Origin of the sequence: Streptomyces sp. CB09001, assembly GCF_003369795.1 — a bacterium.
GTDB lineage: Bacteria > Actinomycetota > Actinomycetes > Streptomycetales > Streptomycetaceae > Streptomyces.
Genome location: NZ_CP026730.1, coordinates 1,064,235 through 1,087,147 on the forward strand (window position 1 = coordinate 1,064,235; position 22,913 = coordinate 1,087,147).

At 70.0% G+C, this 22,913-nt stretch carries 23 protein-coding genes; 4 read left to right on the forward strand and 19 right to left on the reverse strand.

Going from position 1 to position 22,913, the window contains the following annotated elements; translation table 11 throughout:
• Positions 1-39: 39 nt before the first annotated feature.
• The 9 genes from tatA to C4J65_RS04995 form a co-directional block, all read right to left on the reverse strand.
• Complete coding sequence (gene tatA / locus C4J65_RS04955) at positions 40-327, reverse strand: Sec-independent protein translocase subunit TatA (RefSeq protein ID WP_109033667.1); 288 nt, start codon at positions 325-327, stop codon at positions 40-42.
• 277 nt (positions 328-604) lie between these two features.
• On the reverse strand, positions 605-799 hold the full coding sequence (locus C4J65_RS04960; RefSeq protein WP_115741275.1) for a hypothetical protein: 195 nt from the start codon (positions 797-799) through the stop codon (positions 605-607).
• 10 nt (positions 800-809) lie between these two features.
• Positions 810-1,070 (reverse strand): hypothetical protein, encoded by a 261-nt coding sequence (locus C4J65_RS04965; RefSeq protein ID WP_030870814.1) that lies wholly within the window; start codon positions 1,068-1,070, stop codon positions 810-812.
• A gap of 38 nt (positions 1,071-1,108) precedes the next feature.
• Positions 1,109-2,164 carry a WYL domain-containing protein gene (locus tag C4J65_RS04970; RefSeq protein WP_115741276.1) on the reverse strand — a complete coding sequence of 352 codons (1,056 nt, stop codon included), beginning with the start codon at positions 2,162-2,164 and terminating at the stop codon, positions 1,109-1,111.
• A gap of 18 nt (positions 2,165-2,182) precedes the next feature.
• Complete coding sequence (locus tag C4J65_RS04975; protein WP_115741277.1) at positions 2,183-3,136, reverse strand: WYL domain-containing protein; 954 nt, start codon at positions 3,134-3,136, stop codon at positions 2,183-2,185.
• A gap of 137 nt (positions 3,137-3,273) precedes the next feature.
• Positions 3,274-3,645, reverse strand: a complete 372-nt coding sequence (locus C4J65_RS04980) for an FKBP-type peptidyl-prolyl cis-trans isomerase (protein WP_115741278.1) — start codon at positions 3,643-3,645, stop codon at positions 3,274-3,276.
• A gap of 60 nt (positions 3,646-3,705) precedes the next feature.
• Complete coding sequence (locus C4J65_RS04985) at positions 3,706-4,713, reverse strand: FKBP-type peptidyl-prolyl cis-trans isomerase (protein WP_115741279.1); 1,008 nt, start codon at positions 4,711-4,713, stop codon at positions 3,706-3,708.
• A gap of 165 nt (positions 4,714-4,878) precedes the next feature.
• Entirely contained in the window at positions 4,879-6,240 is a 1,362-nt protein-coding gene (pafA, locus tag C4J65_RS04990) for a Pup--protein ligase (protein ID WP_003977186.1), read from the reverse strand.
• A 9-nt stretch (positions 6,241-6,249) separates the two neighbouring features.
• A complete protein-coding gene (locus tag C4J65_RS04995; protein ID WP_115741280.1) occupies positions 6,250-7,509 on the reverse strand; it encodes an MFS transporter in 1,260 nt (419 codons plus the stop codon).
• A 103-nt stretch (positions 7,510-7,612) separates the two neighbouring features.
• Between C4J65_RS04995 and C4J65_RS05000 the strand changes: the two genes are divergently transcribed.
• A complete protein-coding gene (locus C4J65_RS05000; RefSeq protein WP_162833031.1) occupies positions 7,613-8,629 on the forward strand; it encodes a LacI family DNA-binding transcriptional regulator in 1,017 nt (338 codons plus the stop codon).
• A gap of 4 nt (positions 8,630-8,633) precedes the next feature.
• Here C4J65_RS05000 and prcA read toward each other — a convergent pair whose 3' ends face one another.
• The 6 genes from prcA to arc form a co-directional block, all read right to left on the reverse strand.
• On the reverse strand, positions 8,634-9,398 hold the full coding sequence (gene prcA, locus C4J65_RS05005) for a proteasome subunit alpha (RefSeq protein WP_115741282.1): 765 nt from the start codon (positions 9,396-9,398) through the stop codon (positions 8,634-8,636).
• A 63-nt stretch (positions 9,399-9,461) separates the two neighbouring features.
• The gene (gene prcB / locus C4J65_RS05010; RefSeq protein ID WP_115741283.1) at positions 9,462-10,307 is read right to left on the reverse strand and encodes a proteasome subunit beta; all 846 of its coding nucleotides are present in this window, start codon (positions 10,305-10,307) and stop codon (positions 9,462-9,464) included.
• On the reverse strand, positions 10,259-10,864 hold the full coding sequence (locus C4J65_RS05015) for an endonuclease VII domain-containing protein (protein ID WP_115741284.1): 606 nt from the start codon (positions 10,862-10,864) through the stop codon (positions 10,259-10,261). Before C4J65_RS05015 ends, prcB begins: the two co-directional genes overlap by 49 nt.
• A gap of 48 nt (positions 10,865-10,912) precedes the next feature.
• Complete coding sequence (locus tag C4J65_RS05020) at positions 10,913-11,131, reverse strand: ubiquitin-like protein Pup (protein ID WP_043374843.1); 219 nt, start codon at positions 11,129-11,131, stop codon at positions 10,913-10,915.
• 178 nt (positions 11,132-11,309) lie between these two features.
• A complete protein-coding gene (gene dop / locus C4J65_RS05025) occupies positions 11,310-12,821 on the reverse strand; it encodes a depupylase/deamidase Dop (RefSeq protein WP_346265862.1) in 1,512 nt (503 codons plus the stop codon).
• A gap of 231 nt (positions 12,822-13,052) precedes the next feature.
• Complete coding sequence (gene arc / locus C4J65_RS05030; RefSeq protein ID WP_115741286.1) at positions 13,053-14,819, reverse strand: proteasome ATPase; 1,767 nt, start codon at positions 14,817-14,819, stop codon at positions 13,053-13,055.
• A gap of 245 nt (positions 14,820-15,064) precedes the next feature.
• Here arc and C4J65_RS05035 point away from each other — a divergent pair, with 245 nt between their 5' ends.
• Positions 15,065-15,370, forward strand: coding sequence for a ferredoxin (locus C4J65_RS05035; protein WP_115741287.1), 306 nt, complete (start codon positions 15,065-15,067; stop codon positions 15,368-15,370).
• 74 nt (positions 15,371-15,444) lie between these two features.
• On the opposite strand, the gene C4J65_RS05040 is transcribed toward C4J65_RS05035, so the two are convergent.
• The 3 genes from C4J65_RS05040 to C4J65_RS36505 all read right to left on the reverse strand — a co-directional run bounded on the left by C4J65_RS05040 (position 15,445) and on the right by C4J65_RS36505 (position 19,176).
• On the reverse strand, positions 15,445-16,035 hold the full coding sequence (locus C4J65_RS05040; RefSeq protein WP_115741288.1) for a hypothetical protein: 591 nt from the start codon (positions 16,033-16,035) through the stop codon (positions 15,445-15,447).
• A 221-nt stretch (positions 16,036-16,256) separates the two neighbouring features.
• The gene (locus tag C4J65_RS05045; protein WP_115741289.1) at positions 16,257-17,159 is read right to left on the reverse strand and encodes a tRNA (adenine-N1)-methyltransferase; all 903 of its coding nucleotides are present in this window, start codon (positions 17,157-17,159) and stop codon (positions 16,257-16,259) included.
• 58 nt (positions 17,160-17,217) lie between these two features.
• Complete coding sequence (locus tag C4J65_RS36505; RefSeq protein WP_240330376.1) at positions 17,218-19,176, reverse strand: site-2 protease family protein; 1,959 nt, start codon at positions 19,174-19,176, stop codon at positions 17,218-17,220.
• Positions 19,177-19,347: 171 nt separating this feature from the next.
• On the opposite strand from C4J65_RS36505, the gene C4J65_RS05060 reads away from it, so the two are divergent.
• Both C4J65_RS05060 and C4J65_RS05065 read left to right on the forward strand, forming a co-directional pair.
• Positions 19,348-20,346 carry a RecB family exonuclease gene (locus tag C4J65_RS05060; RefSeq protein ID WP_162833032.1) on the forward strand — a complete coding sequence of 333 codons (999 nt, stop codon included), beginning with the start codon at positions 19,348-19,350 and terminating at the stop codon, positions 20,344-20,346.
• Positions 20,347-20,362: 16 nt separating this feature from the next.
• Positions 20,363-21,034 carry a response regulator transcription factor gene (locus C4J65_RS05065; RefSeq protein ID WP_003977171.1) on the forward strand — a complete coding sequence of 224 codons (672 nt, stop codon included), beginning with the start codon at positions 20,363-20,365 and terminating at the stop codon, positions 21,032-21,034.
• 109 nt (positions 21,035-21,143) lie between these two features.
• Here C4J65_RS05065 and C4J65_RS05070 read toward each other — a convergent pair whose 3' ends face one another.
• Positions 21,144-22,748 (reverse strand): ABC transporter substrate-binding protein, encoded by a 1,605-nt coding sequence (locus C4J65_RS05070; protein WP_115741291.1) that lies wholly within the window; start codon positions 22,746-22,748, stop codon positions 21,144-21,146.
• Positions 22,749-22,913: the final 165 nt, after the last annotated feature.

Genomic DNA, 22,913 nt, shown 5'->3' on the forward strand with positions numbered 1-22,913 from the left:
CCCATCTCGTGCGGCGGGCCGGAGGTCACCGGCCCTGCGTCAGCGCTTGGTCGTGTCCGTCGGCTCGGTGACCGGCCGGGAGCTGGTCACGTCGCCGGGGGCGGCCTGGATGGTGCGCTGCGCCGCGGACTGCTCGGGGTTCGGCGGGTCGGCGGGGGCCGCGTCGTCGGACTTGGCCTCGCTCTTCATGGCCTTGGCCTCGCTCTTGAGGATGCGCGCCGACTTGCCGAGCGAGCGCGCCATGTCCGGAAGCTTCTTCGCGCCGAACAGCAGGATGATGACGACGAGGATGAGAATGATCTCGGGGGCGCCGAGCCTTCCGAACATAAGTCTTTACCTTCTCACCGAGGCGGCTGGGTGGGGTGCTGTCCGACCGGCCGGACATACGTCCGATCGATCGTCTTGTGCAGCGATCGTAACGCTCAGGGGTGAACGTGAGGCAATCCCCGTGCGTACTCCCGTCCGCGACCGGGCCTCGTTTTCCTGGCCGCGACCAGCAGCGTACCGCCCGGGGCCCGTGAGGTGACAGGGCGAAGTGTCCCAAAACGTGACTCCCACCGGCCTGTCGGGCCGCCGGTACCGTCCCGTGGCGGGTCCCAGCAGTTCACAGGGTGTCCACGGCACGGGCGGCGCTCTCGGTCGCGCGCTCCAGGTCCTCGGCGGCCCGGCTGATCCGGCGGGCGGAGTCCGTCACCTGCCGGCCGAGGCGCTCGGCCTCCACGAACACCTTCACGGCGAACACCGCGAGGACGGCGAGACCCAGGAAACCCACGGCAACCGCGAACATCGGCCAGAACATGACGTCGAGACTAGACGGTGGAATGAAGACGCAGCGTCCTGACCCCGCCGCCGGTGAGCAGCTCCACGACCCGCTCACCCGCCGGCTTGCGCACGGCCGACCCGCACTCCGGGCAGGTGAACGAGTAGAAGGTGGTCCGGCTCGTGGCGCCGATGGCCAGGCGCAGGGCGCTCGCTGCGAGTTCGAACCGTCCCCGGCAGTCCGGGCAGCCCGCCTTGAACACGACCGGTGACACGCGTCTCATGCCGGCGAACGCGACCGCCGCCGTCATACCCGGCCCGGACGGCCCGGACGGCCCCAGGGGGTCGCTCACAGTCCTTGCTCCTGCCTGTCGTGCTGCCCCTCGCCGGTGTTGTGGTCCCCGCCGGGCGCCCCGGACGCCTCGATCCCGTCGTACGCGGCGAGCGCCTCGCGGGCGGCCCGTCGGGCGCTGTCGGCGAGCGCGGACGGGGAGACGATCCGGCCGTCACGCCCGAGCCGCAGCGCGAGGCGCCGCAGGGAGGCCGGGTCGGGAGTGCGCAGAGTGATACGCAGACCGCCGTCGGGACGTTCATCCGCGCTGTCGTGCGGGTAGTACTCGGCGACCCAGCGCCCGCCGGGGCCGACCTCCACGACGACCTCGGGGTCCTCCGCGGCGGGCTGCACCAGCCCTTCGGACAGGTCCCGCAGCTCCACCTCCGGCGGTGCGGAGGGCTCGTCCAGGATGCGGATCTCGGCGACGCGGTCGAGCCGGAAGGTGCGCCGGGCCTCGGAGCGGCGGCACCACGCCTCCACGTACGTGTGCCCGACGCTGACCAGGCGGATGGGGTCGATCTCCCGCTCGGTGACCTCGTCGCGGGCCGGCGAGTAGTAGCGGATCCACAGTCGGCGGCGCTCCGAGATGGCCCGGTCGACGTCGGCGAAGACTCCGCCCTCGGACTCGAAGGTGACGGACAGGCGCGAGCTGGCACCGGCGGCCTCACCGGCCGAGGTCTCCACCTTCGCCGTCGCCCGCAGCAGCGCCTGCCGGTCGCTCTCACGCAGCCCCGGCAGGGTCGCGACGGCGCGGGCGGCGACGAGCAGCGCGGTCGCCTCGTCGGCCGCCAGCCGCAGCGGCTCCGCCGCGTCCGCGCCGAGCGCGGCCGGGTTGTGCCACCAGATGCGCTCGCCGTCCGTGTCGATGTCGAGCAGATCGCCGCCGCGGAAGCTGGTCCCGCACATCGGGAGCACGTCGAGGTCGGAGACCAGCTCGTCCTCGGTGATGCCGAAGGCGCGGGCCACGTCCTCGACCCGGGCCCCGGGACGCTCACGCAGATACGTCACCAGGGACAGCATCCGCCGGGTCTGGTCGATGGCGTTCACGGGCCTGACCGGTTTGCCTGCCACAGTGTTGTCCGCTCCCCCTCAGCCCTTGGCGACGGCACGCAGCCGGTCCACCACGTCCGCACGCAACTCCGCGGGCTCCAGCACCACCACGTCCGGCCCGAACTCCACCAGCCAGGCGTCCAGGCCGTGCCCGTACGGAATCTCCAACTCGTCCCAGCCGTCACCGAGTTCCCGCACCCCGGTGGCCTTCGCCCGAAGGGGGTACCCGGCGCCCGTACGCAGCCGGATCAGCGCGGAACGGTCGGCGGTCTCCCCCGCCCAGCTCGCGACCGTCTCCCGGACCGTCACGACGTCGGGCACCGGCGCGGTGAGGCGGGAGCCGCGCGAACGCACCTTCCCCGTGATCCGCGACAGCCGGAACACCCGCTCGGCACCCCGGTCGCGGTCGAAGCCCGCCAGGTACCAGTGGCCGCGCCAGCACTCCAGCGCCCAGGGCTCCACGTGCCGGGGCTCGGGCTGGGCGGCGTTCGCCTTGCGGTAGTCGAAGAGGACCGGCCGGCGGTCGCGGCAGGCCAGCATCAGCGGCTCGAAGGCCGCCTCGTGCACCGGGATGCGGGGCTCCAGCGCACTGTGCGCCTCGTACGGGTCGACATCCTCGGGCAGCCCGGCCGCCCGCAGCTTCTGCAGCGCGCCGCTGGCGGCACCGGCGAGGCGGGCCTGCTGCCACACCTTGGCGGCCAGTCCGAGCGCGGCGGCCTCCTCGGCGTCCAGGGTGATGGCCGGCAGCCGGTTGCTGTCCCGGCGGGCCAGGTAGCCGATCTCGCCGTCGAGGCTCTCCACGGTCTCGATGACCAGTCCCAGCTCGCGCAGATCGTCCTTGTCGCGCTCGAACATGCGGTTGAAGGAGTCGTCGGAGCCCGCCTCGAGATAGGCCTCGACGGACTCACGCAGCTCGCGCTTGCTGAGTGGCCGCCGCGTCCCGAGCAGACACAGCGCCAGGTTCATCAGCCGCTCGGCCTTGGCAATGGCCATCGACGCCCTTCTCCCTATGGTGCTTACGACGGATGACCGTACCGCCCCGCGGTGGCGCGGCAAAAGCCGAGGGCCCATGCCCGGACAGGCATGGACCCCAGGTGACCGGCTCCGAACGCCGAACGTTCGTACTTCGATCAGACTCCGAGCAGATCGACCACGAAGATCAGCGTCGAGCCGGCCGGGATCGCCGGGGCCGGGCTCTGGTCGCCGTAGGCGAGGTGCGCGGGGATGGTCAGCTGACGGCGGCCGCCGACCTTCATGCCCTGCACGCCCTGGTCCCAGCCCGCGATGACGCGGCCGCCGCCGAGCGGGAAGCGGAACGGCGCACCGCGGTTCCAGCTGGCGTCGAACTCCTCGCCCGTGCTGAAGGTCACGCCCACGTAGTGGACGGTCACGGTCTGACCGGCCTCGGCAACCGCGCCGTCGCCCTCCCAGATGTCCTTGATCTCGAGGTCCGCCGGGGGCTCGCCGCCCGGGAAGTCGACCTCGGGCTTGTCGATGCTCACGTGTTCAGCTCCTGCTTGTCTGCGGAAAGGCAACGGCCCAAGTCTTACATCTCCGAGGCGTCACATCTTCGCGAGGATGTCCACGGAGAAGACCAGCGTGGAGTCCTTCTCGATGCCGCTGCCCTCCGGCGGGCTGTCGCCGTAACCCAGGTCCGGCGGAATGACGATGAGGACGCGGCTGCCGACCTTCTTGCCCGTCAGGCCCTGCGCCCAGCCCTTGACGACCTGCTGCAACGAGAACGACGTCAGCTGCTTCCTGCCGTACGTGGAGTCGAACTCCTTGCCGCCGTCCCACAGCACACCCTTGTACTGCACGAGCACGCTGTCCTGGGCACCGACCTCGGCGCCGTCGCCCTCCAGGACGTACTCCGCCACGAGCTTCTTCGGCGCGTCGGCCTTCGGCACCTCGATGGAGGGTGCCTTGCCGTCGGTGTTCGTGCCGACCTTCGGCAGGGCCGCGTCGTCCTGCGGGACCTTCTTGCCGTCGGCGCTGCTCCTGGCGTTGAAGGTGTCCTGGACGTCGACCACGAACACCAGCGTGTCGTCGCCCTTGATGCCCGCCTGCTCGTTGCCCCCCTCCCCGTACCCCCAGGTCGGCGGGACCGAGAACTGGACGCGGCTGCCGGTCTTCTTGCCGGTGAGCGCGTATCGCCAGCCGTCGATGATGCTGCCCTGGGCGAGCTGGATGACCAGCGGGGCCTTGCGGTCGTAGGAGTTGTCGAAGACCTTCGCGCTCTGCCAGACCTGGCCGAGGTAGTTCGCCGAGATGAAGTCGTTCTCCGCTACGGCCTTGCCGCCGCCCGCGATGACCGTCTTGACCGCGAGGTCCTTGGACGGCTCGCCGCTGCCCTTGGCGACGGTCGGCTTCTCGTCGAACTTCGTCCCGGCCGTGATCGCCGGCAGCGGACCGTCCACGATCTTCGGCGGCGGGGCGGCCGACGTGGCCGACGCGTCGGGCGACGCGCCGTCGCTCGCGCTGCTCGATGAGCCGGAGTCGTCTTCGTCACCGCATGCGGCGAGCGTGGCCAGTCCGGCGGGGACGGCGATGAGGAGTGAGCGTCGGCGCACGGTGGGGGCCTCGTATCGGTATCGGGTCGGTCCTGCTGGCTGGCGTGCGCGCAACTCTACGGCGTGAGAAGGGCACCGCACGGCTAACGTACGGTGCCCGTGTGGCGTTCCGCCCTTTCGCGCGGAGCCGCTTCTCTCACCCGTCCGGGTCCCGAACCGCCCGGATCACATCCCGGCGATCAGCTTCTCCACCCGGTCGTCCACCGAACGGAACGGGTCCTTGCACAACACGGTGCGCTGCGCCTGGTCGTTGAGCTTGAGGTGGACCCAGTCGACGGTGAAGTCCCGGCGCTGCTCCTGGGCCCGCCGGATGAAGTCGCCGCGCAGCCGGGCCCGAGTGGTCTGCGGCGGAACGGACTTGCCCTCGAAGATCTTCAAGTCGTTGGCGACCCGGGCCGCCTGGCCCTTCTTCTCGAGCAGGTAGTACAGACCACGACGCCGGTGGATGTCGTGGTAGGCGAGGTCTATCTGCGCGACCCGCGGATGCGACATGGTCATGTTGTGCTTGGCCCGGTACCGCTCCAGCAGCTTGTACTTCATGACCCAGTCGATCTCGGTGCCGATGCGGTCCAGGTCCTCGGCCTCGATGGCGTCCAGCGTGCGGCCCCACAGCTCCAGCACCCGCTCCACGGTGCCCGTGCGGATGCCGCGGCGCTCACAGAAGTCCACGGCCTTCTCGTAGTACTCCCGCTGCACCTCCAGCGCCGACGCCTCCCGGCCGCTGGCCAGACGCACCTTGCGGCGCCCGGTGATGTCGTGGCTGACCTCGCGGATCGCCCGGATCGGGTTCTCCAGGGTCAGGTCCCGCATCACCGTGCCCGCCTCGATCATGCGCAGCACCAGGTCGGTGGCGCCGACCTTGAGCAGCATGGTCGTCTCGGACATGTTCGAGTCGCCCACGATGACGTGCAGGCGCCGGTAGCGCTCGGCGTCGGCGTGCGGCTCGTCGCGCGTGTTGATGATGGGCCGGGACCGGGTGGTCGCCGAGGAGACGCCCTCCCAGATGTGCTCGGCCCGCTGGCTGACGCAGTACACGGCACCGCGCGGCGTTTGCAGCACCTTGCCCGCACCGCACAGCAACTGCCTCGTCACCAGGAACGGAATCAGGATGTCCGCGAGCCGCGAGAACTCCCCGTGCCGGGCCACGAGGTAATTCTCGTGACAGCCGTAGGAGTTGCCCGCGGAGTCGGTGTTGTTCTTGAAGAGGTAGACGTCGCCCGCGATTCCCTCCTCGTGCAGGCGTCGTTCGGCGTCCACCAGGAGTCCTTCGAGAATGCGCTCGCCCGCCTTGTCGTGGGTGACGAGTTCAGTCACGTTGTCACATTCGGGTGTCGCGTATTCCGGATGTGATCCCACGTCGAGATACAGACGGGCCCCGTTGCGCAGAAAGACATTGCTGCTGCGGCCCCATGACACGACACGGCGGAAGAGGTACCGCGCCACCTCGTCAGGCGACAGGCGGCGCTGTCCCCTGAACGTGCACGTGACGCCGTACTCGTTCTCCAGCCCGAAAATGCGGCGGTCCATGACTGAACATTACGCCTGATGACCCGAACTGAAACGGGGTTCGACGGCACGGTTTGGATCATTTTCCGGTGAAGCCGCAACCACCGCTCCCCGCGCGGGAGCTGCGAGGACCCGCCCGGTACACGCCAGCACGACCAGCGACACGCACCCCGCCGCCCCCGGCAGCGCGAAGCCCCACAGGGCGCCACCATGCTCCACGACGGGCCCCGCGAGGCCCGTCCCCACCGAGGCACCCACGGTGAACGTCGTCACGAGCCACGAGAACGCCTCCGTCACCGTGCCGCGCGGCGCGTGCACGTCGACGAGCACGAACGCACAAGCGATGCACGGCGCGAGGAAGACCCCCGCGAGCATCGTGAGCAGCACCATGGCCACCGCGCCCGGCATCAGCATCAGCGGCAGGTAACAGACCGCCAGCAGAGCCACCAGCACCCGCAGCCGCCGCGCCGGCTCACCGGCCCACTGCCGCGCCCCGTAGACCGCTCCCCCCACCAGCGCCCCGAGCCCCAGCGCGGCCATCAGCCAGCCGTACACGGCGTCACCCCCGTGCTCGTCGGCGTACGGCACCGAGGCCACCGTGATCGAGCCCAGCGCCATCCCGATGAACAGGAACGCCCCCAGCAGCGCCAGCAGGCCGCCCGAACGCAGCGCACCCAGCCAGTGCGCCTCCCGGGGCGCCGACCGCCACGCCCGCGAGGGCGGCGACACGACCACCGACAGCGCGCCCAGCACGCCGACTCCGTTCAGCACCAGCAGCGCCGCCTGCGGCGACCACAGCGACACGCACACCGTGACCAGCAGCGGCCCGACGGTGAACATGACCTCCTGCGCCACGGCATCCATCGCGTACGCCGTGTGCACCTGGTCCTCCTTGCGGAGCACGCTCGGCCACAGCGCCCGCAGTCCGCCCTCCAGCGGCGGCGTGAACAGCCCCGCGGCCCCCACGGACAGGTACGCGAGCGCGGCCGTCCCCGTGCCCGCGAAGGCGAACACGGCCATCGCCAGCGCCGACAGCACCGCGGCCGGCAACTGCACCCGCGGCTGCCCGCGCAGATCCACCAGCCGCCCCAGCACCGGCTGCCCCACGGCGTTCGCGACGCCGTACACCGCCGCCAGCGCCCCCGCGAGGCTGTACGAACCCCCCTCCGCCCGCACGAACAGCACGATCGCGATCGCCGCGGTGGCGTTGGGCAACCGCCCGACCAGCGTGCCGACGAGCAGCCGCACGGCATGCCTCGCCCGGAGGATGTCCAGATACCCGGCGACCACGACGCACCTCCTTGTCCCACTCCAGCAAGTGTTACGTATAACTTCCCTCGCCATACGTACCATGTCGCCAGTTCAGCAGTCCAGACGAAAGCGCAGGCGAACGGTGGCACGAGGCAGCACCCGCCCCACGAGCCGGGACGTCGCCCAGGCCGCCGGCGTCTCCCAGGCAGCGGTCTCCCTGGTCCTCGGCGACAAGTGGCGGGGCCGCGTCTCCGAACCGACGGCCCAGCGAGTCCGCGACGCCGCGCTGGAACTCGGCTACCGCCCCAACCTCGCCGCACGCAACCTGCGCCTCGGCCGCACCCGCACCGTCCTGCTGGTCGTCCCCGCGCTCACCACGGAGTTCTTCGCGGAGGTGTACACCGGCGCGGCGCGGGTCGCCGCGGAACACGGCTTCGGCGTGGTCCTGTATCCCTCACCCGAGGGCGTGGGCCCCGCCCGGGACCCCTTCGCCTCCGCCCAGGCCGCACTGGACGGCGTCATCGCCTCCTCCATGGCCGCCGACGCCCTCTCCGCCATCCGGGGCGACCAACTCCCCCTCGTCATGCTCGACAGCGACCCGGAGGGCAGCCTGGGCGCCGCCACCGTCAACCTCGACATCGCCGACGGCATCCGCCAGGTCACCCACCACCTGCTGGCCCTCGGCCACCGCAGCTTCCTCCACCTCGCCGCGGACATCCCGTCCTGGACCTTCGCGGTACGCGCCCGCGAACTGGCCTCACGGCTCGCCGACGCCCCCGGCACCGAGCTGCGCACGATCCGGGCACCCATCTCGATCGAGGGCGCCCTGAGGGCCACCGAGGCCGCCCTCGCCACGCCCGGGCCCCGGCCCACCGCGCTGGTCTGCGACGACGACAAACTCGCGGCCGGCGCCTACAAGGCCGTCCGCCGGGCCGGACTCCGCGTCCCCGACGACCTCTCCGTCACCGGCCTGGACGACCTCGGCCTCGCCACCGCCATCGACCCCGAACTCACCACCGTCCGCCTCGACGCGGAGGCCTTCGGCGAACGGGGCATGCGCGCCCTGCTGGCGGTACTGGAAGGCAGGCCCCCCGAGAAGGGGGACCTGCCGGTCAGCCTGGTCGTACGGGGGTCTACGGCCCCCGCCGCGATGAGGTGAGCGCCTACTCCTCGTCCGACCCGGAGTCGGCCTCGTCCGTCTCAGGCGTCTCGCTGACGTCGGCACCCGCACCCGACTCCAACAGCCGCGACAACTGGCCGCCCACGATGCGCTTGAACTTCCGCTGCTGCGGACGCGTCCGGTCCAGCACCGCGACCTCCAGCCGCTCCGCCGGAATCTCCCGCTCACTGCCATTGGTGTCCCGGGACAGCGCCTGCACCGCCAGCTTCAGCGCCTCGGCCAGCGTCATCCCGTCCCGGTGCCGCTGGTCCAGGTACCCGCTGATCTGCTCCGCGTTCCCCCCGACCGCCACCGAACCGTGCTCGTCCACGATCGAACCGTCGTGCGGCAGCCGGTAGATCTGGTCGTTCTCCGGACTGTCCCCGACCTCCGCGACGACCAGCTCCACCTCGTACGGCTTCTCGGCCTGGCTGGAGAAGATCGTGCCCAGCGTCTGGGCGTACACGTTCGCCAGACCCCGCGCCGTCACGTCGTCACGGTCGTACGTGTAGCCCCGCAGGTCGGCATAGCGCACCCCGCCGATCCGCAGGTTCTCGTACTCGTTGTACTTGCCGGCGGCCGCGAAGCCGATCCGGTCGTAGATCTCACTGAACTTGTGCAGCGCACGGGACGGATTCTCACCGACGAACACGATGCCGTCGGCATACTGCAGCACCACCAGGCTGCGGCCACGCGCGATGCCCTTGCGGGCGTACTCCGCCCGGTCCGCCATCGCCTGCTGAGGAGATACATAGAACGGCGTCGACACCGGTTATCCGTCCCTTCCTGTCGAAATCACTGGACCACCTGACAACACGAGGATCCGCGCCCGCTACAACAGCGCGGCCCGCGGACCGTCGGGCTGCTCGAGCCGGGCCTGCAGCACCGAGCCGGCCAGCTCCGCGGCCTCGTCCTCACCGAGCCGGCGGAAACCGTCCTCGGTGATCACAGTGATGATCGGATAGATCCGGCGGGCGACATCGGGACCACCGGTCGCCGAGTCGTCGTCAGCCGCGTCGTACAGCGCCTGCACCACGAGCGTCGTGGCCTGCTCCTCGGTCAGGTCCTCACGGAACAGCTTCTTCATCGCACCGCGCGCGAAGACCGAGCCCGAACCCGTGGTCGCGAAGTTCCGCTCCTCGGACCGGCCACCCGTCACGTCGTACGAGAAGATGCGGCCCCGGCCCCGGTCCACGTCGTACCCGGCGAACAGCGGCACCACGGCCAGGCCCTGCATCGCCATGCCCAGGTTGGACCGGATCATCGTCGACAGGCGGTTCGCCTTGCCCTCCAGGGACAGCTGCGCGCCCTCGACCTTCTCGAAGTGCTCCAGCTCCAGCTGGAACAGCTTCACCATCTCCACGGCCAGGCCGGCCGTACCGGCGATGCCCACCGCCGAGTACTCGTCGGCCGGGAAGACCTTCTCGATGTCCCGCTGGGCGATCATGTTGCCCATGGTGGCCCGCCGGTCACCGGCGAGCACGACACCGCCGGGGAAGGTGACCGCCACGATCGTGGTGCCGTGCGGTGCCTCGATGACGCCCTGCACCGGCGGCAGCTGCCGGTTGCCCGGGAGGATCTCCGGCTGGTGCTCCCCGAGGAAGTCCATGAATGAGGAGGACCCGGGCGTCAGGAAGGCAGCCGGTAGACGCCCGGTGCTACGAGTGTTGGCTTCCACGCGATTCCTTCCACGTAAGCGGCAGCCCGCCTTATGGCATCGGGCCGGTCCTTGAACTGCCCCAGCGCAGCGTTGCAGCTGAAGCACAGTACGCCACGGACCCTACCCGTCTCGTGGCAGTGATCCACATGTGCGGCGGGAGCGGCAAGACATATGCAGCAGACGCCGCCCTGGTCGGCGATCAACTGATCGCGCTCGGCTTCGGTGAGGCCGTAGTTCCTCTTCAGGTGGTCCTGTCGCAGCAACGGGACACGGCACGCCTTGCAACGGCTCGACAAGCCGTCCGGCGCACTGCGCTTGAGGTGCCATTCGCTCCGCGGCTTGATCTGGTCACACCCACGGCAGAGCTTGTGCCCTTCAGGAACGTCCACCTTCTCGCGGACCGTCTTCCCAAGAGCCTCCCGGCGGCGCCGGTAGCGCGCAGCGGAATACTCGGCCACGCACTCCCGGCACCACACCTGGAGACCGTCACGCCGGTTCTTGTCGCGCGCGAAGTCACCAGGGTGCAAGTCTCGCTTGCACTGCCTGCACCACTTCGCGTCCGGCTCTTCAGTCATCCACCCCCCTCACACCTTCACTTCAAAGCGAAAGTGGGCGACAGGCCTTCACTCTCCACCTTTTTGCACGAAGCTTCGAACGAAATCCTCTGCGTTCTCCTCGAGCACGTCATCGATCTCGTCCAGGACGGAGTCCACGTCGTCGTTCAGCTTTTCCTGGCGTTCCTTGAGGTCCTCGGAGGCCTGCGCGTCCTGCGCCTGCTCCTCGACCTCCTCGGTGGACCGCGTGGCCTTCTGCTGCCCGCCGCCGGTGTCCTTGGTCGCCATAACCCTCACCCCGCTCGGTTCGCCCGACACAGTTGCTCGGTCAAGATCAGACCCTACAAGCCGGGTCCGACATCGGCCCCGCACTCTCCTCAACGTACGGGGGCCATCTCCATGGTTCCCGGACCTGGGATATTCCACCCTGTCCGGCTGTCTACTCCCCGGTACCCGCTCGGTCCGCTCACCCGCCGGACAGGACCCTGACCAGGTCGTCCGCGGTGCGGCAGCGGTCCAGGAGCTCCTTGACGTGATTACGCGTTCCGCGAAGCGGTTCCAGGGTTGGCACCCGCTGGAGCGAGTCCCGGCCCGGCAGATCGAAGATCACCGAGTCCCAGGAGGCCGCCGCGACGTCGTCCGCGTACTGCTCCAGGCAGCGCCCGCGGAAGTAGGCCCTGGTGTCCTCCGGCGGCTTCGTACGGGCCCGCTCGACCTCGTTCTCGTCCAGCAGGCGCTTGATGCGGCCGCGGTCCACCAGGCGGTTGTAGAGGCCCTTGTCGGGCCGTACGTCGGCGTACTGGAGGTCGACGAGGTGCAGCCGGGCGGCGTCCCAGTCGAGGTTGTCGCGGCGGCGGTAGCCCTCCATGAGTTCTCGCTTGGCGACCCAGTCCAGTTCGCCGGCGAGGCTCATCGGGTCGTTCTCGAGCCGGTTGAGGGTGTCTTCCCAGCGGCCGAGGACGTCCTTGGTCTGGTCGTCGGCGTCCGCGCCGTAGCGCTCCTCGACGTATTTGCGGGCCAGCTCGTAGTACTCCATCTGGAGCTGTACGGCGGTGAGTGTGCGGCCGCTGCGCAGCGTGACGAGGTGCTTGAGCGTGGGGTCGTGCGAGACCTGGTGGAGGGTGCGTACGGGCTGGTCGACGGCGAGGTCGACGGCGATGAAGCCGTCCTCGATCATGGAGAGGACCAGGGCCGTCGTGCCCAGCTTGAGGTAGGTCGAGATCTCCGACAGGTTCGCGTCGCCGATGATCACGTGCAGGCGGCGCCATTTCTCGGCGTCGGCGTGCGGTTCGTCGCGGGTGTTGATGATGGGGCGCTTGAGTGTCGTCTCCAGGCCGACCTCGACCTCGAAGTAGTCGGCGCGCTGGCTGAGCTGGAAGCCGTGTTCGTGGCCGTCCTGGCCGATGCCGACGCGGCCGGCGCCGGTGAAGACCTGGCGGGAGACGAAGAAGGGTGTCAGGTGGCGCACGATGTCCGAGAAGGCGGTTTCCCGCTTCATCAGGTAGTTCTCGTGTGTGCCGTAGGAGGCGCCCTTGTTGTCGGTGTTGTTCTTGTAGAGGTGGATGGGCTGGGCGCCGGGCAGCTGGGCGGCGCGTTCGGCGGCTTCGGCCATGATGCGTTCGCCGGCCTTGTCCCACAGGACGGCGTCGCGTGGGTTGGTGACTTCCGGAGCGCTGTATTCGGGGTGGGCGTGGTCGACGTAGAGCCGTGCTCCGTTGGTGAGGATGACGTTGGCGAGGCCGATGTCCTCGTCGGTGAGCTGGCTGTTGTCGGCGGCCTCGCGGGCGAGGTCGAAGCCTCGCGCGTCCCGGAGCGGGTTTTCCTCCTCGAAGTCCCAGCGGGCCCGGCGGGCCCGGTGCATCGCCGCCGCGTAGGCGTTGACGATCTGGGACGAGGTGAGCATGGCATTGGCGTTGGGGTGGCCGGGGACGGAGATTCCGTACTCCGTCTCGATGCCCATTACTCGCCGTACGGTCATGCGGCCCTCCTTGCCCGGCGGCGCCCGTAGTGGGCGCCGCTCAAGTACCGCTGGCGCTCCGATGCGTGTGCGGTGCCCGTCCCCGCACTGCGCGACCCGGCGGTATGGAAGAGCCTAGAACGCCTTTGCGCTGGCGGGGAGATCATTTGCGTCATTGCCTTGCTCCAGCCGGGGCTCCGGAAACCAGTCGGCTGCGGGTACCCGGTGTGGGCACCCGCAGCCGCCCGCGTTTTACAGGTACTGGCCGGTGTTTGCCACCGTGTCGATGGAGCGTCCGGTGTCCGCGCCCTGCTTTCCGGTGACGAGCGTACGGATGTACACGATCCGTTCGCCCTTCTTTCCGGAGATGCGGGCCCAGTCGTCGGGGTTGGTGGTGTTGGGCAGGTCTTCGTTCTCCTTGAACTCGTCCACGCAGGCCTGGAGGAGGTGGGAGACGCGGAGGCCCTTCTGATTCGCGTCCAGGAAGTCCTTGATCGCCATTTTCTTGGCGCGGCCCACGATGTTCTCGATCATGGCACCGGAATTGAAGTCCTTGAAGTAGAGGACTTCCTTGTCGCCGTTGGCGTAGGTGACTTCCAGGAAGCGGTTTTCCTCGGATTCGGCGTACATCTGTTCCACCGCCGTCTGGATCATGCTCTGGACGGTGGCGGCCTTGTCCTTCTCGTGCTCCGCGAGGTCGTCGGAGTGGAGCGGGAGGCGTTCGGTGAGGTACTTGCCGAAGATGTCCTTGGCCGCTTCCGCGTCCGGACGTTCGATCTTGATTTTCACGTCGAGCCGGCCGGGCCGCAGGATGGCGGGGTCGATCATGTCCTCGCGGTTGGAGGCGCCGATGACGACCACGTTCTGCAGGCCTTCCACGCCGTCGATCTCGGCGAGGAGCTGGGGGACGATGGTGTTCTCCACGTCGGAGCTGACGCCGGAGCCGCGGGTGCGGAAGAGGGATTCCATCTCGTCGAAGAAGACGATGACGGGGGTGCCCTCGCTGGCCTTCTCACGGGCCCGCTGGAAGACCAGGCGGATCTGCCGCTCGGTCTCGCCGACGTACTTGTTGAGCAGCTCGGGGCCCTTGATGTTGAGGAAGAAGCTCTTGCCGGCGGCCTGGCCGGTGACCTCGGCGACCTTCTTGGCCAGCGAGTTGGCGACGGCCTTGGCGATGAGCGTCTTGCCGCATCCGGGGGGTCCGTAGAGCAGGACGCCCTTGGGCGGCCGCAGCTCGTGCTCCCGGAACAGGTCGGGGTAGAGGTAGGGGAGCTCGACCGCGTCGCGGATGGCTTCGATCTGTCCGCCGAGGCCACCGATCTGCTCGTAGCCGATGTCGGGGACCTCTTCGAGGACGAGTTCTTCGACCTCGCTCTTGGGGACGACCTCGTAGACGTATCCGGAGCGGGGTTCGAGCAGGAGGGCGTCGCCGGGGCGGATGGTGAGTCCGCGCAGGGGCTCGGCGAGCCGTACCACCCGTTCCTCGTCGGTGTGGCCGAGTACCAGGGCGCGCTCGCCGTCCTCGAGGATCTCCTTGAGGGTGACGATGTCGCCGACGCTCTCGTACTCCATGGCCTCGACCACGTTGAGTGCTTCGTTGAGCATCACTTCCTGGCCGCGCCTCAGCTCGTCGAGCTCGACGCTCGGGCTGACGTTCACCCTGAGCTTGCGGCCGCCGGTGAAGATGTCGGCGGTGCCGTCCTCGTTGGCCTGTAGGAAGACACCGAAGCCGGCTGGTGGCTGGGCCAGCCGGTCGACCTCTTCCTTGAGGGCCACGATCTGGTCACGGGCCTCGCGGAGTGTGCCGGCGAGTCGCTCGTTCTGGGCGGACACGCCGGCCAGGTTGGTCTGCAGTTCGACGATCCGCTCTTCGAGAATTCTCGTGTGTCGCGGAGATTCGGCGAGCTTGCGTCGCAGGACGGCGATCTCCTGCTCAAGGTAGGCCACCTGCCCGGCCGGGTCCTCGGACCCGCGTCCCGGGCGGATGCCGCGGTTCATGTCGTCGTCGTGGGCTGCCACGGTCCTCACCTCCTCCAAGGGGAGCTGGACGCTTCCAGACCCTACCTGGGTGGGTGTCGATTGAAACCCCTAGATCACAAAGACTGTCGGGGTGTGTCCGATCTTCACCCTTGCGCTCTCCCTCACGCCAGGGGAATACCCACGGAACGTGGGGGGAACCCCGGCGGGGGTAGGGTCGAAGTGTTCAACACCCGTCAGAGCTGGCCGGATTCCCGAACGGCTCGGCGCAGGAAACGGCAGGAGATATGGGCGTGCAGCAGGAGGCCGTTGTCGACGGCGAGGCTCTGGAGGTCTGGATCGACCAGGACCTGTGTACCGGCGACGGCATCTGCGCGCAGTACGCGCCCGAGGTGTTCGAGCTGGACATCGACGGTCTGGCCTATGTGAAGGGCGCGGACGACGAGCTTTTGCAGGCTCCGGGGGCGACAACGCCCGTGCCGCTGACGCTTCTCACGGATGTGGTGGACTCGGCTAAGGAGTGTCCGGGCGAGTGCATCCATGTGCGTCGCGTTTCGGACAGGGCCGAGATCTACGGCCCGGACTCAGAGTGACCAAAATGTGACTTGGCGCGTACGTTCCGTGACCGCTGTCTGGTGTGTCACACCGGCTGCCCCGGGGTCGCCGGTCACACGGTGCGTGCCTGTGAGGGCGTGTCGCTGACGAACGCGCCGTTCTTCCACTGCCACTTCACGTCGTCGGTGACGTCGGGGCAGCAACTGGGCACGTCGGTGGACGAGTAGCCGAGGAGAGTGGCGCGGACGGCGCCGTCGCGCACCGAGAGTCCGGTGGCCGTGCGCCGGTCCTTGGGGTCCACGAGGGTGGCCACGACGCGGGGCTTGCCGCCGTCGGTGTCCCGTGTGATGACGTACACGCCGTCGGGCGGGGTGCCCATGGGTGCGTCGCAGTGCACCGCGGCCACCGTTTCGGGGCGGCCGTCGCCGTCGAGGTCGCCGGAGGCCTTCCTCTGCACCAGCGCCTTGACGGGGCCGCAGTCCAGGGGGAAGGCCACGGCGGCCGGGTCCGGCGGCGCGATGTGGGCGGGGGCACTCCTCGGTCCGGGGGCCGCGGCCTTGTCGGCGCTCTGGGCGGCCGTCGCGGCGTCGGGCTGGAGGACCGAGGACAGGGCGACCACGCCCGCGACGGCCGTGGCGGTGGCGACCCAGTGGATCGGCCGGGTGTGAGTGTGCGAGAGGTCCGGAACGGCGGGGTGCTGCACGAGGAGTGTCTCCTGTGAGGGCTGTGCCGGTGGGGGTGGCCAGCATCGTGCCACACGTCACAGTGCGGGGGAACGGCGGGGTGGGTAATCGTTCCGATTCCTGTGCGGGCGCCCGTCCCGTCGGGTGGTCGCCGTCAACGCGTCGACGCCGTGGTGGAGTTCCCGGACGCTGCCGGAACTGCACCACGGCGTCTGTACGTTGTACGCGGCACGGGGCCGTCTCAGCGGCCGGAGCCTCCGTCGGCGTTGGGGCCGTCGTAGTCCTCGCCGTAGGCGCCCTTGGCGGGGCGGCGGCGGCGCATGGGCGGCTCGACGCCGTCGGCGAGGCGGCGGGCGGTGAGCAGGAAGCCGGTGTGGCCGATCATCCGGTGGTCGGGGCGGACGGCGAGGCCCTCGACGTGCCAGTTGCGGATCATCGTCTCCCAGGAGGTCGGCTCGTTGAAGCAGCCGATCTCGCGGATGGACTCGACGGTCCGGGCGAGCTGGGTGGTGGTCGCGACGTAGCAGCAGAGGATGCCGCCGGGCACGAGCGCCTTGGAGACGGCTTCCAGGCACTCCCAGGGGGCGAGCATGTCGAGGATGACGCGGTCGACGTCGGCGTCGGACAGGTTGTCCTGGAGGTCGCCGACGGTGAGCTGCCAGGCGGGGTGCGGGCCGCCGAAGTAGCGCTGGACGTTCTGCTGGGCGATCTCGGCGAAGTCCTCGCGGCGCTCGTAGGAGTGCAGCATGCCCTGGTCGCCGATGGCGCGCAGCAGGAAGCTGCTGAGGGAGCCGGAGCCCACACCGGCCTCCACGACGCGTGCGCCGGGGAAGATGTCGGCGAAGGCGAGGATCTGCCCCGCGTCCTTCGGGTAGACGACGGCTGCCCCTCGGGGCATGGACAGGACGTAGTCGGGGAGCAGGGGGCGCAGCGCGAGGTAGGCGACGTTCCCGGTGGTGCGGACGACGCTGCCCTCCGGAGCACCGATCAGTTCGTCGTGGGGGAAGGAACCCTTGTGGGTGTGGAAGTTCTTCCCGGCCTCGAGCGTGAACGTGTAGTGGCGGCCCTTGGGGTCGGTCAGCTGAACCTGGTCCCCGACCTTGAAGGGCCCGCGCCTGCGGGCGGCACCGGTCGGTTCGGACATGTGACCAGCCTACCGGTCCCCGGCCGGGCCTCCGACCACCGCTTTGGGAGAGCGGTGCTCAGGAGGGGCGGGCCATGGCCTTGACGAAGGCGCGTTCCACGTCGGCCGCGGACAGGACGCCGTAGATCTCGCCGGTCTCCTCGACGACGAGGTACTCGGTGGCCGGGTTCGCGCGCAGAGCGTCCAGGAGTTCTTCGCCGGACAGTTCGGCGGAGACGCGCATGCCGTCGGTGAGGTCCTGGGCGAGGGTGCTGACCGGTACCCAGGGGCGGCGGTGCTCGGGTACGCCGACGATGGCGGCCTCGCGGACCAGGGAGGCCGGGGTGCCTTCGCCGTCGACGACGACCAGGGCGCGGGCGCCGGACGCGTTGGCGCGCCGCAGGGCCTCGGAGAGGGGGGTGTCGGCCTGCACGGGGACGGCGCGCCGGGTGAGGGCGCGGGCGCGCAGTTCGGGGAGGTGTTCGCGCAGGCGGGCCATGCGGAGGCTGTTTCCGGCGCCGGTCCAGATGATCGCGGCGAGGATGGCGGCGAGCAGCGCGTCCATGACGGTGTCCATGCCGACGTCGTCCGCGGCGTCGCTGCCGAGGGACTGGGTGAGCAGCGGCAGGCCGATCAGTACGGCGATGGCGAGGGCGCGGCCGACCCAGGCGGCGGCGATCGTTCCGCTCATCGGTTTGCCGGTGATCTTCCAGACGACGGCGCGGAGCATGCGGCCGCCGTCGAGGGGGAGGCCGGGCAGCAGGTTGAAGACGGCCACGATGAGGTTGGAGACCATCAGGCCGGCCAGCAGCACGCCGGCGACGCTGTCGGGCTCCACGGGCAGCAGGGCGGCGTAGAAGACGCCGGAGAGGACGAGGGAGAGCAGGGGGCCGACGAAGGCCAGCACGAATTCGCGGCCGGGGGTTTCGGCTTCCTTCTCGATCTCGGAGACGCCGCCGAAGAACTGGAGCTGGATGCGGCGGACGGGGAGCTTGAAGCGGAGGGCGGCGACGGTGTGGGCCAGCTCGTGGACGAGGACGGAGGCGTAGAAGGCGACGGCGAAGAAGAGGGAGACCAGGTAGCGGGCGGCGCCCAGCTCGGGCAGTACGCGGTCGAGCTGGCCGCCGAACACCCAGGTGATCAGGACGGCGACCAGGAACCAGCTGGGGGCGACGTACACGGGCACGCCGAAGGGCCGGCCCATGAGCAGCCCGCCCCCGGGTTCCGGTCGGCGCTGCGGCGGCTTGCCCGGCCCGCCCGCGCCCTCGGTGTGGGCCTCGGCGCGGTGGTGGTGCGGGGTTCCGGTGCCGTGAGCGGCGTGCCGGGGGCCTGCGGCCGGTTCGGTGGGCCTGGGGGTTGCTGGGGCTTGGGGGGCCTGGGGGGCTGCGGAGGGACGGTCACCGTCCGACGGTGATGTCGGCCGGGCGTCCGTGTCGCGCCGGCCACCGGCACCCGGCTCCGGTTGTTGCCCGGTCACGCCATCCGGGACGTCCCGGCCGGGCTCGCCGGGTACGGCGGGGGCTTCGCCGGGGGTCTCCCCCGGCCTGGGCGGCGTCGGCGCCTGCGCACCCGGGGTCGCAGGGCCTGGAGTCTGGGCGCCCGAGGCCTCGGAGCCCGGCGTCCCGTGGCCCGGCGCCTCGGAGCCCGGCGCGTCGGAGCCCGGCGCGTCGGAGCCCGGCGTCTCGCGGCCCGGCATCTCGGAGCCCGACGCCTCGGAGCCCGACCCCTCGCGGCCCGGCGTCTCGAAGCCCGAGGCCTCGGAGCCCGGCATCTCGGAACCCGGCGCCTCGGAACCCGGCATCTCGGAGCCCGCCGCCTCGCGGCCCGGCATCTCGGAGCCCGGTGCCTCGGGGCCCGGGGCTTCGGTCCCACGCTCCTCGGGGCCCGGGGCCGTCGGGCCCGTGTTCGTCGGACCCGTGGGTTCCAGTGGTGCGGAGTCGGTGGGGTCGTCGGCGGCCGGGGCCGTGGGATGTGCCTGGGGCTCGGCCGACTCGTCGTTGCCGGACCGCGGCTGCCCGCTCCCGCCGCTCACGTCCACGGTGTCCCCTCGTTCGAAGCGTCTCCCGCCTGCGGACGGGAGGGTCTCGTGTCGATGGTATGCGTCCGTCGACGCCCCTTCCGCTCCGGCACCCCTGTGCTTCCCATCCGTCACACGGGTCACGCCTGCGGGCTGGGTCGTTGTCAGTGCCCGGCCGTAAGGTCTGTGGGCATGGAGACGAGTACCGAGGACGTCGCGGAGGACGCCGGCGGACCAGCCCGACCGGTGGCGGCAGTGGTGGACCGGGCGGACGCGGCGGTGGAGCCGCAGCCCCTGGCGTCGGAGGCGACGGCCCCGGCCGCCGCGCCCGCACCTGTGGCGATACCGCCCACCTCGCTCTCGCCCTCCCGGGCCGGTGACTTCATGCAGTGCCCGCTGCTGTACCGGTTCCGGGTCATCGACCGGCTGCCGGAGAAGCCCAGCGAGGCGGCGACCAGGGGCACCCTGGTGCACGCGGTGCTGGAGCGGCTCTTCGACGCCCCGGCGGCCGAGCGCACCGCGCCGGCGGCTAGGGCGCTGGTCCCCGGTCAGTGGGACCGGCTGCGGGAGAGCAGGCCGGAGGTCGGTGAGCTGTTCGCGGACGACCCGGAGGGCGAGCGGCTCGCACAGTGGCTCGACGAGGCGGAGCGGCTCGTCGAGCGCTGGTTCAGCCTGGAGGACCCGAGCCGCCTGGAGCCCGCCGAGCGGGAGCTGTTCGTCGAGGCCGAGCTGGACTCCGGGCTGCGGCTGCGGGGCATCATCGACCGGGTCGACGTGGCCCCCACCGGCGAGGTGCGGATCGTCGACTACAAGACGGGCAAGGCACCCCGGCCGCAGTACGCGGAGGGCGCGCTGTTCCAGATGAAGTTCTACGCGCTGGTGGTGTGGCGGCTGAAGAAGGTCGTCCCGCGGCGCCTGCAGCTGGTCTATCTGGGCAGCGGTGACGTGCTCACGTATGACCCTGTCCTGGCGGACCTGGAGCGGGTCGAGCGCAAGCTGCTGGCGCTGTGGGAGGCGATCCGGCTGGCGACCGAGACGGGTGACTGGCGGCCGCGTCCCACCAAGCTGTGCGGCTGGTGCGACCACCAGGCGCACTGTCCGGAGTTCGGCGGCACTCCCCCGCCCTACCCGCTGCCGGTGAGGGCGGCCGACTCCGCCGGCACCGAGCAGGGCAGAATGGGGCCGGACTAGCGAGAAGGAGACTTACGTGGCCATCCGCGTCCTACTGGTCGACGACCAGCCGCTGCTGCGCACGGGCTTCCGGATGATTCTGGAGGCGGAGCAGGACCTCGCGGTCGTCGGCGAGGCCGGAGACGGCCTCCAGGCGCTCGACCAGGTGCGGGCGCTGCAGCCCGATGTGGTGCTGATGGACATCCGCATGCCGCGGATGGACGGTGTGGAGGCGACCCGCCAGATCACCGGGCCCGAGCGGGACGGTCCGGCGAAGGTGCTGGTGCTGACCACCTTCGACCTGGACGAGTACGTCGTGGAGGCGCTGAAGGCGGGCGCCAGCGGCTTCCTGCTCAAGGACGCCCCGGCCAACGAACTGGTGCAGGCGATCCGGGTGGTGGCGAACGGCGAGGCGATGCTCGCGCCGAGCATCACCCGGCGGCTGCTCGACAAGTACGCCACGCATCTGCCCTCCGGGGACGAGCCGGTGCCGGACACCTTGCACACGCTCACGGACCGTGAGGTCGAGGTGCTGAAGCTGGTGGCCCGGGGGCTGTCCAACGCGGAGATCGCCGCGGACCTGTTCGTCAGCGAGACCACCGTCAAAACGCATGTGGGGCACGTGCTGACCAAGCTGGGCCTGCGGGACCGGGTGCAGGCCGCGGTGTACGCGTACGAGAGCGGTCTGGTGCGTCCCGGCGCCCAGTAGCCGCAGCCGCTCCCTGCGCGTAGCCGCTGTCCGCGGTCCGTGCGCAACGCGAAGGGCGCCCTCTTCCGGACGGGAAGAGGGCGCCCTTCGGGTTTGTCCGGTGCCGGCGTCAGTCGCTCACGCCCCGGCCCAGCTCCCACAGCTGGAGCGAGGAGGAGGAGTTGAGGAGGTAGGCCGTGCCGGTGACGTCGTCGCGGGTGGCGACGTACTGCTTGCCCTGCCAGAGCGGGATCAGCGGGACGTCCTTGGCGGTGATGTCCTGGATCTCGGTGAGGGTGTCCACCGCGGAGAGCCGGTCGGCCTCGCCGCGGGAGCCGGGGATCAGGTTGTTGATGATCTCCGGGTTGGAGTACGGGATGTTGAGGGTGTTCTTCTTGTCGAGGAACGGCGCGATGAAGCTGTCCGCGTCCGGGAAGTCGGGGAACCAGCCCATGCCGAAGACGTCGTACTCGCGGTTCCGCTCCGCCTTGTGGAACTTCTCCCAGGGCGTGCCCTTGATGTCGACGTCGAACAGGCCGCTGTCGTTCAGCTGCTTCTGGAGCTGCTCGAACTCCGGCTTGGTCGCGGCGCCGTAGTGGTCCGTCGTGTAGTCCAGCGTCAGCTTGACCGGCGTGGTGACGTCCGCGTCCTCCAGCATCGCCTTCGCCTTGGCGACACTGGGGTCGCCGTACTTGTTGAAGAACGAGTTGGAGTGGCCGGTGATGCCGGCCGGAACCATCGAGTACAGCGGTTCGGCCTGGGATCCGTAGACCGCGGAGACGAGTTCGCTGCGGTTGATCAGCTGGGCCATGGCGACGCGGACGGCCTTGTCCTTGACCGAGGCGGCGTCCGTGTTGAAGGCGAGGTAGCGGATCTCGAGACCGGCCACCTCGACCAGGTCGACGTCGCCGTCCGTGGCCTTGGACAGGTTCTGGATCTGTTCCGGCGTCATCGCGCGGGTCATCACGTCGATGTCGCCCTTGTCGATGGCGTCGCCCATGGCCTCGGCGTCGGCGAAGGACACGAGTTCGACCTTGTCGTTGTTCACCTTGAGACTCCCCTTGTAATTGGGGTTCTTGGTGAACACGGCCTTGGTCATCTCGTCGCCCTTGACCTCGGCCTTCATCGTGTACGGGCCCGAGCCGGTCAGCTCGAAGCCGTCGCGCAGCTTGTCCTTCTCGTATTCGTCCGGGTTGACGATGCCGGCGACCGGCGTCGACAGCTTGAACGGGAAGGTGGCGTCGGCGGTGTTGAGGTGGAAGATGACCTCGCGGTCGCCCTTCGTCTCGACCGTGTCCACGGTGGACAGCAGCGACGCCACCTCGGTGTCGGCGTCGATCTTCCGGACGCGCTCGATGGAGTACTTCACGTCCTCGGCGGTGACGGGGTCGCCGTTGGCGAACTCCAGGCCGTCTCGCAGGGTGCACGCGTAGCGCTCGTTGCCGGTGTCGGTGAATCCGCACTGCTGCGCGGCCTCGGGCACGGGTTCGCCGTCACCGCGGGGCAGCACCATCAGCGTCTGCGAGGTCTGGCGCATGATGTTCCAGGCGCCGACGTCGTAGGCGTACGCCGGGTCGAAGGGCGCGGTGATCTCTTTCGAGACGCTGAACCCGTCCGTGGTGCCGACGGCGATCGCGTCCCCGTCGCCGCTGCCGCTGTCCGATCCGCCGCAGGCGGCGAGCACCGGCGCGAGCAGACCGACGACGGCCGGCAGCACCAAAGTCTTGCGGTTCATGCTCGAGTTTCTCCAGAGCTGTCGGTCCGTGTATCCGGCATGCAGGGGTGTCGCGGCGGATCACGGGGGTAGTGGCCGATGTTCTTGCCACGAGATTAGTCCGCGCCCGCACGGGCGCTCGCAGCCACCGGAGTTGAGGGCTCATCACGGAGCGAAACCGGGTGT